The organism is Spirosoma migulaei (assembly GCF_054776855.1).
Genome location: NZ_BAAHBG010000017.1, coordinates 141,585 through 153,652, shown reverse-complemented (window position 1 = coordinate 153,652; position 12,068 = coordinate 141,585). Strand labels below are relative to the sequence as shown.

9 protein-coding genes are annotated in these 12,068 nt (G+C 48.2%); 8 read left to right on the top strand and 1 reads right to left on the bottom strand.

Going from position 1 to position 12,068, the window contains the following annotated elements; genetic code table 11:
• Positions 1–69: 69 nt before the first annotated feature.
• The 5 genes from trxB to ACYVGO_RS19510 all read left to right on the top strand — a co-directional run bounded on the left by trxB (position 70) and on the right by ACYVGO_RS19510 (position 3,766).
• Positions 70–1,041, top strand: coding sequence for a thioredoxin-disulfide reductase (gene trxB / locus ACYVGO_RS19530; RefSeq protein WP_460970667.1), 972 nt, complete (start codon positions 70–72; stop codon positions 1,039–1,041).
• 115 nt (positions 1,042–1,156) lie between these two features.
• Entirely contained in the window at positions 1,157–2,224 is a 1,068-nt protein-coding gene (locus ACYVGO_RS19525) for a peptidoglycan DD-metalloendopeptidase family protein (protein WP_142773359.1), read from the top strand.
• 68 nt (positions 2,225–2,292) lie between these two features.
• Complete coding sequence (gene rplU / locus ACYVGO_RS19520) at positions 2,293–2,610, top strand: 50S ribosomal protein L21 (protein WP_460970666.1); 318 nt, start codon at positions 2,293–2,295, stop codon at positions 2,608–2,610.
• Positions 2,611–2,689: 79 nt separating this feature from the next.
• Positions 2,690–2,992: a 50S ribosomal protein L27 gene (gene rpmA / locus ACYVGO_RS19515; protein ID WP_460970665.1), complete on the top strand. Its 303-nt coding sequence runs from the start codon at positions 2,690–2,692 to the stop codon at positions 2,990–2,992.
• A gap of 171 nt (positions 2,993–3,163) precedes the next feature.
• The gene (locus ACYVGO_RS19510; RefSeq protein ID WP_460970664.1) at positions 3,164–3,766 is read left to right on the top strand and encodes a NifU family protein; all 603 of its coding nucleotides are present in this window, start codon (positions 3,164–3,166) and stop codon (positions 3,764–3,766) included.
• Between the two features lie 73 nt (positions 3,767–3,839).
• Here ACYVGO_RS19510 and ACYVGO_RS19505 read toward each other — a convergent pair whose 3' ends face one another.
• Positions 3,840–4,778 carry a hypothetical protein gene (locus ACYVGO_RS19505; RefSeq protein ID WP_460970663.1) on the bottom strand — a complete coding sequence of 313 codons (939 nt, stop codon included), beginning with the start codon at positions 4,776–4,778 and terminating at the stop codon, positions 3,840–3,842.
• A gap of 375 nt (positions 4,779–5,153) precedes the next feature.
• Here ACYVGO_RS19505 and ACYVGO_RS19500 point away from each other — a divergent pair, with 375 nt between their 5' ends.
• The 3 genes from ACYVGO_RS19500 to ACYVGO_RS19490 form a co-directional block, all read left to right on the top strand.
• On the top strand, positions 5,154–6,578 hold the full coding sequence (locus ACYVGO_RS19500; RefSeq protein ID WP_460970662.1) for a DUF5723 family protein: 1,425 nt from the start codon (positions 5,154–5,156) through the stop codon (positions 6,576–6,578).
• A 197-nt stretch (positions 6,579–6,775) separates the two neighbouring features.
• Positions 6,776–8,884 (top strand): ATP-dependent DNA helicase RecG, encoded by a 2,109-nt coding sequence (recG, locus tag ACYVGO_RS19495; protein ID WP_142773365.1) that lies wholly within the window; start codon positions 6,776–6,778, stop codon positions 8,882–8,884.
• A gap of 164 nt (positions 8,885–9,048) precedes the next feature.
• A partial coding sequence (locus ACYVGO_RS19490) for a SusC/RagA family TonB-linked outer membrane protein (RefSeq protein WP_460970661.1) occupies positions 9,049–12,068 on the top strand: 3,020 nt, incomplete at its 3' end.

The following is a 12,068-nucleotide window of genomic DNA, read 5'->3' as shown; positions in this document are numbered from 1 at the left end:
CGTTGTCTCAATACCCTCACTTTTTAGGGAGCGGTATTTTTAGTTACCAGGCAACTCATTCCCACTGCAATGACTTCCGAACACGTTAAGTGCTTAATTATAGGTTCCGGCCCGGCCGGTTATACGGCTGCCATTTATGCCTCACGGGCGAATATGAAACCCGTACTCTATCAGGGAGAACAACCTGGTGGACAACTTACCATCACTACCGAAGTAGATAATTTCCCAGGATATCCCAACGGAGTTCAGGGTCCGCAAATGATGCAGGATCTGGAAGCCCAGGCCCGTCGATTTGGTACCGACATCCGCTATGGGATGATCACAAAAGTTGCGTTCGCTGAGCAGCCCGGTCCGAATAATCCCCACCGGGCTCTTGTCGACGACAAATACGAAATCACCGCCGATTCGGTCATTATTTCGACTGGTGCCTCCGCCAAATGGCTTGGCCTACCTTCCGAAATGCGACTCAATGGTCGGGGGGTATCTGCCTGTGCAGTCTGTGATGGCTTCTTTTTCAGAGGTCAGGATGTGGCCATCGTAGGTGCTGGTGATACAGCTGCCGAAGAAGCCAGCTATCTGGCCAACCTCTGCCGCAAAGTGTATATGCTGGTCCGGCGCGATGAAATGCGGGCGTCGCAGTTTATGCAACAGCGCGTCAAAACAGCCCATAACATCGAAATTTTGTATAACTCAGCAACCGAAGAAGTGTTGGGCGACGAAGATGTGACGGGTGTTCTGGTAAAGAATACCGTAACCGGTGAAGAACGCGTTTTAGACGTGACAGGATTTTTTGTGGCTATTGGTCACAAACCCAATACCGATATTTTCCGGGAATTTCTCGATCTGGATGACAATGGTTATATACTGACCGAGAAAGGAAGCACCCGAACCAATATACCCGGCGTATTTGCCTGCGGAGACGCACAGGATAACATCTACCGTCAGGCGGTTACAGCAGCTGGCACAGGCTGTATGGCAGCCCTCGACGCAGAACGTTATTTAGTCACGCTGGAAATGCAGGGCGAAGAAATTGTTCATTAACAAAAAGTAGTTTACGGTTTACGGTTTACGGTTTATGGTTGGCTGACGCGAGCAAGAGGATGCGTCAGCCAACCATAAACCGTAAACCGTAAACCGTAAACTCATCAACTTATCGATGAGAAGAACCGCTACACAGTGGCTACTGGCCATTGGGTGCTTGTGCATTACCGTAACAGCACAGGCCCAGGAGCGCGGGAGATTTAAAAATAACCTGCGTATCGCGCCCAAAAACGGATCAAGTCCGAATGCCCCGGTCGTTGAACAGCCGCAAAAAGCGGACGACCAGTTTGAACAGGAAACAACTCAACTGCGCTTTAATAATCAGTTTGAGCCGAAAAAAGAATTAAACCCGGTTGTTAGCGAAGACACCAGCCAGCTCGATCAGGGTGAAACCAGTGTAGTTGAAGTCATAGACTCTGTGCTCGTTGGTAATGAATGGGTAAAGATTGCCGATTACTATGCCGTATGGGATTCCCGCACTATTGACCCCTATAATATCAACCCACTCGAATTTGACGAAACGATTGATATCAAGTTATATGATCCCCCTGCTAACCGTTTTTGGTCATCTCCACTGGAGATCGGCAAAATGACCTCTAATTTCGGGTATCGCTGGGGGCGCTGGCATACGGGTACCGACCTTGATCTTGAAACTGGTACGCCAATCTATTCGGCCTTCGATGGTGTTGTTCGAGTAGTGGGTTGGGATGGTAATGGGTACGGACGCTTCGTGCTGGTCCGCCACTATAATGGTCTCGAAACACTCTATGGACACATGTCCAAACAGACCGTGGAGCAGGGGCAACTGGTTAAAGCTGGTGACCAGCTTGGCCTGGGCGGTAGTACCGGCCGCAGTACAGGACCACACTTACACTTTGAGACGCGGTATGAGGGCAACCCATTCAGTCCATTGAATATCTTCTCATTTCCAGAAAACACGATTAACTCCGATCATTTTCTGTTAACAGGTTCTGTATGGGATTACCTGCGGGGTGGTCGTTCATCCTCCTCAGAATCAAGTTCAAGACCGCGGTTAAAACGAACCGTATTACACAAGGTGCGGTCTGGTGAAACGCTCAGTTCTATTGCCGATCGGTACGGCCTATCGTTATCTGCGTTGAAGCGCAAAAACCATATTTCCGGTTCACGACTTCGTCCTGGGCAAAAAATACGTGTACACTAAAGGAGGTGTTGGATTTTAGCAAAAATTTACTACCTTTGCACCCTCATTTCCAATTTCATACACAACACATGTACGCAATCGTAGAGATCGCAGGGCAGCAATTCAAGATCCAAAAGGGTCGCCATATCTATACCCACCGGTTAGAAGGCGATGTGGACGCTGCACTTGCCTCCGACAAGGTGAAGGTTCTCCTTGTTGATAACGAAGGGAGCATTAGCATCGGTGCTCCAACTGTCGCAGGAGCGATGGTATCTGCTAAAATCGTCGAACACCTTAAAGGCGAAAAAGTTATCGTCTTCAAGAAGAAGCGTCGGAAAGGATACAAAAAGAAAAACGGCCACCGTCAGTATTTGACGAAGGTCATGATCGAAGACATAACTCTTTAACATAGTAGTTAGGAGCAAGGAGTGAGAATGGCTTACGCGTCAGCAACTCCCCGCTCCTAACTCCTGACTCCTTAAAAAAATGGCACACAAGAAAGGTGTAGGTAGTTCCAAAAACGGCCGCGATTCGCACAGCAAACGGCTGGGTGTTAAGTTATTCGGCGGTCAATCGGCCATTGCCGGCAATATCATCGTCCGCCAGCGCGGTACAAAACACCATCCTGGCAAAAACGTTGGACTAGGCAAAGATTATACACTATTTGCTCTGGTAGCAGGTACCGTGAAATTCCGTCCAGGTCGCGATAGCCGCTCGTATGTAGATATCATTCCAGCTGGCCAGTCGGCAGTTGAAACTGCTCCTGTAGCTGAAGTAGCTGTAGCCTAGTCAGGCACTTTTAAGCTTATAAGGTTTTAAAATCGCCCAGGCTTAACGAAAAAACCCGTTTAACATTAGTTGAACGGGTTTTTTCGTTAAGAAAAACTAAAAAAACGGCTCGACTGTTACGTCTGTACAACTACTGGTCGATGTGCTGGTAAACTGAAAACGTTCCTGACAATGAATCCAACGCTAAACCGTCCCGTATCTATTTTTACGGAAGGCAGCCCTAACCCGAACTCTATGAAGTTCGTGGTTAATTTTGAACTTGTACCTACTGGGCTTTCATTCGATTATGCTACACCGGGTGATGCCCTTCTTGAAGGGAAAGCATCACCTTTAGCCGTGGCGCTCTTCGGCTTTGAGTTTGTACGTCGTGTCTTTATTTCGGGAAATTTTGTAACCGTCACGAAAGATGATGAGACCGATTGGGACGAGGTTCTGTTTGAGGTCAAACTCTTCCTTAAAGAATATTTCGGTGAGCAGAAGCCTGTTTTCTCGCAGCGGACGATGGATACCAACACCACGAAACTGGATATGGATTCTGAAACCGTACAGAAAATAAAAGCGGTGCTGGATCAGTATATCAAACCCGCCGTTGAATCCGATGGAGGAGCTATTAGTTTCTATTCCTTCGATGAGCCCAGCGGCACCGTAAAAGTTCTTTTACAAGGATCTTGCAGCGGTTGTCCATCATCTACCCTTACCCTCAAAGCAGGCATTGAAAACCTTCTGACTCGTTTGGTGCCTGAAGTTAAATTAGTAGAGGCCGAAGGGGTATAAGCCTATAGAATCACAAGCTGTCAATAGAAAAACGCTATCAGCCTGGGCTGATAGCGTTTTTCTATTGACAGTGTTAGCGTCCAATGGGGGGACATTTAATGCCGCTCCCCGGAAGTACATAGTGAATTGTGATCTGCGTAAGCAGATAGGAGTCATTGCCAGCCAGTCCTCGTCTCACCTCTGTAGGGACTGCATACAGCGTATTCAAGGCTGTAGTCCGATCGCTTCCTGTACGGGCAGCAATGACTTCGTTACGTCGGTCAGCAAACGTAGCCGACAGGGCCTTGGGCAAGTCAGCTGGGTTTGGATAAAGGCCGCCTACATCGTCTAAGTAATCAGTAAACGTATACCGAAAGCTAATTTCTGCGGCTAGGTTCAGGCTTTCGGTGAGTTGCCATCGGATACCGGCTCCGGCGGGTATCGCTACTGTAAGGAGTGAGTACGGTTTGGCATAACCGGGTTGGCCCTGTCCTTCCGTACCCAACGGCTGTAAGGCTACCCAATCGCCAAGTGACCCATCCGCATTAACAGGCATACGCGCTTTTGGATTATGCGCTACCAAGGCTACACCCAGCGTTAGGTAAGGCGTAACCGCAGGTCGCTGATTGGGCTTACGTCCTTCCGACTGGAATTGGTATATCCCACTAAATGCCAGTTCTTTCAGGTCATTACGAAAATGCAGATTCCGTTGAAACTGTATCGGATGCAGATTCGGCTCATCCTTGTTGAACGAGTAATCATCTCCAGCCAATCGTACTACAGTAAAGGATGCTCGAGCGGAAAAATGGGGGCTAAGATGACGAATAAAACTCCCCCCGAGATTCCAGCGGGGCAGGAGCGAAAAACTTTGAAACGTTTGGTTGGGAGGAGACAGATCACCTAAATAAATAGCAGTTCCTCCGCCTAATCCAACTTCAGAATACGGGATAAATTGTGAGTTCCCGCGACGCTGTGCCTGGACATTTGATAGACAAAACAGCACTAGAAAAAGGAGAGTCAATAAAAATTTCATGTACATACAATTCGGTAGGTATCCAAATAACGTAAAATAGCGCCTTATACAGATAAAGTCCGGGAAACTTTGTTGTGAATTAGTCCAACATCAAGTGGACGAAATGGGGTGCCTCGTTCTCGGTGTAGGAACGTAGCCTTCTAGTATGCGCTGGGAATTGGTACAATTGGTGGTTTACTGATATTGTTGGTAGCCCGTTTGCGAGTATTTACCATTATTTCCCCTACGAAACGTACAAGTATCAGCACCACTTACTTAGGGAAACTTATCACCCTAATCTTTACCGATCAATCAAAATAAATCCGTCTCGATCTAACCCTGGCGTCGGAATTGCGTTTCATTTGTAGAACGCTTTTTCATTCATTTATTCACTACATGAAGTATTTGCTCAGTTTAGGGCTGTTTTTGCTCCTAGCAACATCAGGTTTTACCCAAAATCTTCTTGGTATTTCAACCAGCCGGTATGGCGGAACAAACCGATTGTACATAAACCCCGCTTTAGCCGCTGATTCACCGTCCAAACTTTACGTAAACGTATTTACAGGCAATGGACACGTTGATAACAACTACGTACGCTACCAGGCACCGTTTTCATTAATTAGCCTAATAGCTGGGACTGTACCCACTCAGTATAAAAATGCAAGTGGCACTATTAAATTTGAAAAAGAGTACACCCAGGAAACATTGAACGGCAGAACCAAGAACGGGACAATTTGGGGTGAAATCCGTGGGCCTTCACTTTTGATACGAGCGGGTTCAGGTGGCGCATTTGCCATAACAACCCGCTTTAGGGGCGTTGCTCAGGTAGTTGGCGCATCGGAGAACCTACTCTCGGCCGTTCGGGCTAGTTTAAACGATGGGGCCTTATACAGCATTCCTAGTAATGATAATAAATTCAATGCCAATACCAATACGTATGCCGAGTTGGGTCTCACCTATGCGGGAACTGTTATGGAGGGCGATGGGCGAAGACTCCTGCTTGGGGCCACTGCCAAATTTTTATTGGGATATAATGCCCAACAGTTAATTAATCGGGGTTTGAACTACCGAATTATAGAGGATCCGGCCAATGCAAATAGTGCCCTACTGGAAGTCAATAAACTAGACGCAACCTTTGCTTATACAACCTTCCTTCAGAACCGTAGTTTGACCCCCTCAACCCTGTTTAGCACATCAGTACCCGGCCGTGGCTTGGGCTTCGATTTGGGTCTGACGTATATAGACCAGTATGATGCGGAAAGTCCGAAATTACAATTGGGTTTGGCTGTTACCGATATTGGCGGATTAACGTATCAAGGCCAGACATATACGTATACCAATATCGGCGCGAATCCAGTCAACTTCAGAAGTAGCGATTTTAATAACCTCAATGGAACCGGTTCGATCATTGAGGTTATTCAAAACAAATTAAACACCGGTCGAACTCCCGACAGTAATACATTCAGGGCGGGCCTCCCAACCTCCCTTAATCTTACCGCCGATTATCAATTGCCCGGCGGTTTTGGAATAAACCTGACCTACCTGCAGGACGTTCGGGCGGTGCAGGCAGCCTCTATCCATCAACCTTCCCTGCTGGCAGTCACCCCCCGCTATGATGTGCGATGGCTCAGTTTAGCCTTACCCGTTGCCTACCTAAATGGCGGGTTAACTGCTGGGGCGTCAATACGTGTAGGGCCGGGCTGGTTGGGTACAGATAATTTCCTGGGCTTGGTGGGGACCAAGTCCAACGGTATCCAACCCCGCGGGCTGGATATCTATGCTGGCCTCGCCTTTGGAATCGGACGTGTGGATGAAGAGTAATTTAGTGGGGTAAGTGAAGTAGGTGGAGTGAGTGCAGTATGTGAAGTGAGTAAAACGAATTGGCCTTACTCTACTCATTCCACTTACTGTACTCACTCCACCTACTTCACTTACCCCACCCACTCCACATCATTTCCAATAGAAATCCGTATTTTTGGTCAAATCCTGCCAATAAACTGGGGTTTACCGGGTCTGTTATGACCGAACGAGCTACTTTTTTCGACACACCGCTAGTATACCTGAAAGGGTTAGGACCGCAGCGTACGGAACTGCTCAATAAAGAGTTGAACCTGTTTACCTACGGTGACTTAATTCAATACTACCCCTTTCGCTACGATGACCGATCCCGATTTTACACCGTCAGCGAACTGATGGATTCGATGCCTTCTGCTCAGATACGCGGGCGTCTGCGCGACTGGTATCTGGAAGGTGAAGGTTCAAAAAAACGCTTAGTTGCCACGTTTACGGACGGAACCGGCTCGCTGAGTCTCGTCTGGTTTCAGGGCATCACGTACATTGAGAAAATTCTCCGGCGTGACGGCGAATACGTTGCCTACGGCAAACCACAGTCATTTAACGGGCAGTTTAGTATTATCCATCCTGAACTGGAAAATGCGAATACCGCTTCGGAAACCGAGCCCGGCTTTTTCCCGGTATATAACCTGACTGAAAAACTCCGCAAACGACATCTCGACAGTAAAGTCCTTGGCAAGGTGATGCGGATACTGCTGGAACTATCCTGGCAACATATTCACGAAACCCTGCCCGATTCGCTTGTTCAGCAATACCGGCTCATCGGGAAACGGGAGGCTATGTGGAATATTCACCTGCCCCAAAATCAGGCCTGGTTGAAACAGGCCCAACGGCGACTGAAGTTTGAGGAGTTGTTCTATAACCAACTCCGGCTGATCAAGAATAAACTCATTCAGAAAGAGGAGTTTCCGGGTCAGGTATTCCGGGATACATCGCTGATGAAGCACTTTTATAACGAGCTGTTACCCTTTGAATTGACGGGGGCACAACAGCGCGTTATTAAGGAAATTTATGCTGATTTTCTAACCGGCAAGCAGATGAACCGGCTGTTGCAGGGGGATGTGGGAAGTGGCAAAACGATTGTGGCTTTCATTGCCTGTCTGCTGGCTATTGGCAATGGAGCGCAGGCTTGCCTGATGGCCCCTACCGAAATTCTGGCCGATCAGCATTTTAACGGACTAAAGCCGTTCGCCGATGCCATGGGGCTTAATCTCGGCATTTTAACTGGCTCCACGAACAAGAAACGCCGGGTAGTCCTGCATGAAGAACTACAATCGGGGAAGATGCACATTCTGGTGGGCACGCACGCCTTGCTCGAAGATGCCGTACAGTACAAAAACCTTGGGCTTTGTATCATTGATGAGCAGCACCGTTTTGGCGTTGCACAACGGGCCAAACTCTGGCGGAAGAATGAAGTTGTTCCCCCGCATATTCTGGTCATGACCGCTACGCCAATTCCGCGGACGCTGGCCATGACGCTCTATGGTAATCTGGATGTGTCAGTTATTGACGAACTGCCCAAAGGGCGTAAGCCTATTAAAACGGTGCACAAGTATGACAAACACCGTTCTGAGGTATTCGGATTCATGCGCCAGCAGATTGAATTGGGAAGGCAGGTGTACGTAGTGTATCCCCTCATTGAAGAGTCGGAGAAGCTCGATTACAAAGACCTGATGGATGGCTTTGAGAGTATGCAGCGGGCATTTCCTCGTCCAACGTATGAAGTAGGAATGCTCCATGGCAAAATGCTTCCTTACGAAAAAGATGACGAGATGAAGCGGTTTCTAAAAATGGAAACCCAGATTTTGGTGGCTACCACTGTCATTGAAGTAGGCGTAAATGTACCTAATGCCAGCGTAATGGTCATTGAAAGTGCTGAACGCTTTGGTCTGTCTCAACTGCACCAGCTTCGTGGTCGAGTTGGTCGCGGAGCCGAACAGTCGTATTGCGTGATGATGACCGGCTACAAACTCAGCAGCGATACCCGTACTCGACTGGAAACAATGGTACGAACCAACAATGGCTTTGAGATTGCGGATGTGGACCTCCAACTGCGCGGCCCCGGCGACCTGACTGGCACGCAGCAAAGTGGCGTAATGGATTTGATGATAGCCGATTTAGCCAAAGACGGTGCTATTCTGGCAGCGGCCCGCGAGTCTGCCCAGGCAATTCTGACCGAAGACCCAGAGCTTTTGCTGCCCCAGCATGCACCTATCCGAAACCACGTAGATAACCTGAAACAGAGTGAAAATAACTGGGGAAGGATTTCATAAAATATATTATTAACCTCCAAACTTCCTCTAAAATAATATGAATATACCATGTTTTATTTAAAATATTGTTAAAAAACAGTCGATATTGAGTAATATTTGATAAGTAAAAACCCCTGAGTAGTAAGCTTTCCCTGTTGTTACAAACCCCTATACAGGTTAAGCTTATGCAAAAAGAATGTACACACCAGAAGGTCTTCTTTCTACGAGATGACACCTTCCTAACCAATGCGATCCGACCCAGGCGAATCGCGTTCTGTTCTCTCCTCCTGTTCAGTTTATTTTGCTCGATAGGCGCTTTTGCTCAGTCGAAGCTAACGGGCAAAGTGATTGATGCGCAGGGCTTAGCTCTGCCAGGTGTTAGTATTGTGGTGAAAGGAACCACTACCGGTACGGTTACCTCCGCTGATGGTGGTTACACACTGAATCTGGCACGAGGCACCGAAACGCTTGTGTTTTCCTACATCGGCTATGTAAGCCAGGAAATCGCTGTGGCTGGCCGAAGCTCACTTGACGTCACGATGGCTTCCGACGACAAAATGTTGAATGAAGTTGTTGTCGTGGGTTATGGTGAGCAGAAAAAAGAAACCGTAACGGGAGCCGTAGCCACGGTAAAAGGAACCGATCTGATCAAGTCACCAGCCGTAAACCTGAGTAATTCCATTGCGGGCCGGATGCCAGGCGTTATTGCCACAAATTCCAGTGGTCAACCAGGGAATGACGGTGCTGCCATTCGGATTCGTGGGTCAAACACCCTGGGAAATAACGATGCTCTGATCGTTATTGATGGTGTACCCGCCCGGGCCGGGGGTATTGATCGCCTGAATCCGGCTGATATCGAAAGCATGTCGGTTCTGAAAGATGCCTCGGCAGCTATCTATGGTTCGCGGGCGGCCAACGGGGTAATTCTGGTAACGACCAAACGGGGTAAAAGCGGTAAACCGGAGTTGTCATACAGCTTCAATCAGGGCTTTGCTCAACCAACTGTTATTCCCAAGATGGCATCAGCGGCCGAATATGCTCAGTTGAATAACGAGATTAATCTATATAACAACCTGCCTTCGCAGTATTGGAAAGATGCTAATGCAGCATTCAATACTACGGGAAGTTACACCCGGCCCGACAATGGAGCTATTGTTAAAGCCGCTTACTCTCCCGATGATATCAAGAAGTTTCAGGATGGTTCAGACCCCTGGGGACACCCAAATACTGACTGGTTCGGCGCAGCTCTAAAAACCTGGTCGCCCCAAGTGAGGCACACATTGCAATTGGTGGGTGGTTCGGAAAATATCAAATATCTGACCTCCGTCAATTACCAAAACCAGGATGGCTACTACAATAAATCAGCTACAGGTTATAAGCAATACGACTTCCGCCTGAATCTGGATGCCAAAATCAGTAAGTATATTAACCTGGTTACGGGTGTAGTAGGCCGTCAGGAGAATAGGTTCAATCCAACGGTAGACCCAGGGGCTATTTTCCGGATGCTCATGCGGGGCTATCCAAACAAACCCGCTTTCTGGCCAAATGGGCTACCTGCTCCTGATATCGAGAATGGACAACAGCCCGTACTAGTCACGACCGATGCAACAGGTTATAACAGAGACACACGCTATTATGTGCAAAGTAACGCCAGTATCAATATTACGAACCCCTGGATTCCAGGGTTAAAGTTAACTGGTAGCGTAGCGTTAGATAAGTACATCCAGCAGGGTAAAACCTGGCAAACTCCGTGGTTCGTTTATAGCTGGGATTATACCTCCTACGACCCAACCACAAAGGAACCGCTTCTTCAGCGCGTACAGAAAGGACCAGCTCAGGCAACGCTTAACCAGTACACAAACGATCAGTTCAACTCGTTGCTTTCCGGTATTTTGTCTTATGACCGCACTTTTGGGGCAAATCATGCCGTTACGCTGTTGGCCGGTATTACCAAAGAGCAATCTAATTCAAACGGTTTCCGAGGTTTCCGCCAGTACTTTAACTCGACGGCTATTGATCAGTTATTTGCCGGGGGGAGTTCCCAACAGGTTGCCACCAATGATCCAACTCAAACACCAATCTGGCAACGGGCTCGCATGAGTTACTTCGGTCGGGCCGCCTACAATTACAAAGAGAAATATCTGGCCGAATTCCTGTGGCGGTACGATGGGTCGTACATGTTCCCCGCTTCAAGCCGATGGGGTTTCTTCCCCGGTGTAACAGCGGGCTGGCGTATCTCAGAAGAAGATTTCTTCAAGAAAGCCCTACCAGTAGTTAGCTCCCTGAAACTGCGGGCGTCCTGGGGCCAGTTGGGTAACGATCAGGTATATTTCAATAATACCCTGCGCGAATATGATTACTTGCCAACGTATGCCTACGGCGACCGCGTCAACTCGAACTGGGGCTATGTCATAAATAACCAGGTTTCGCAAACGCTCTACGAAAATGGTGTTCCCAACACGTCTCTAACCTGGGAAGTAGCCAACAATTCGGACATTGGTCTGGAAGGCTCTCTGCTCAACGGGAAGGTGTTCTTCGAATTCGACGTGTTTCAGAATAAACGGTCGAATATCCTGTGGCGCAAGAGTGCGTCTATCCCGCAAACAACGGGTGCCACCTTACCCGCTACCAACATCGGTAAGGTTACCAACAAGGGTTATGAATTCCGGGTTGGCTATAATGGACAGGCTGGCGACTTGAAATACAGCGTCAGCGTGAATGGTGGCTACGCCAAGAATGAAATTACGTTCTGGGATGAAACGCCAGGTGCCCCAGAGTGGCAGCGTTCAACGGGTAAACCCATTCCATCTGATGTAAATAACCCCAACAATGCCAATGGTACGCTCCTCTATCAGTACGATGGCATTTTTAGTACACAGGCCGAAATTGATGCCAATAAACTGGATTACAGCGGTGTAGGTGCTAGTCTGTTACGCCCTGGTGATATGAAGCTGAAGGATATCAACGGTGATGGTAAGATCAATGGTGACGATCGTGTACGGGCCGACCGCAACAACCAGCCCCGTTTTCAGGGTGGTTTGAATGCCAGTGTTCGGTACAAAAACTTCGATCTCAGCATCCTCTTACAAGGCTCAACAGGTGCTCAGATCTTCCTCCAAACTGAGTCGGGCACGATTGGTAACTTCCTGAAGTACAGCTACATGCCGTATTGCCCATTTTTGCTGTTGCGACCCGCAGGATCAAT

What these genes read in the sequence shown, in the direction of transcription:
- trxB (WP_460970667.1), top strand. Translation starts at nt 70, where the DNA reads ATGACTTCCGAACACGTTAAGTGCTTAATTATAGGTTCCGGCCCGGCC.
- ACYVGO_RS19525 (WP_142773359.1), top strand. Translation starts at nt 1,157, where the DNA reads ATGAGAAGAACCGCTACACAGTGGCTACTGGCCATTGGGTGCTTGTGC.
- rplU (WP_460970666.1), top strand. Translation starts at nt 2,293, where the DNA reads ATGTACGCAATCGTAGAGATCGCAGGGCAGCAATTCAAGATCCAAAAG.
- rpmA (WP_460970665.1), top strand. Translation starts at nt 2,690, where the DNA reads ATGGCACACAAGAAAGGTGTAGGTAGTTCCAAAAACGGCCGCGATTCG.
- ACYVGO_RS19510 (WP_460970664.1), top strand. Translation starts at nt 3,164, where the DNA reads ATGAATCCAACGCTAAACCGTCCCGTATCTATTTTTACGGAAGGCAGC.
- ACYVGO_RS19505 (WP_460970663.1), bottom strand. Translation starts at nt 4,778, where the DNA reads ATGAAATTTTTATTGACTCTCCTTTTTCTAGTGCTGTTTTGTCTATCA.
- ACYVGO_RS19500 (WP_460970662.1), top strand. Translation starts at nt 5,154, where the DNA reads ATGAAGTATTTGCTCAGTTTAGGGCTGTTTTTGCTCCTAGCAACATCA.
- recG (WP_142773365.1), top strand. Translation starts at nt 6,776, where the DNA reads ATGACCGAACGAGCTACTTTTTTCGACACACCGCTAGTATACCTGAAA.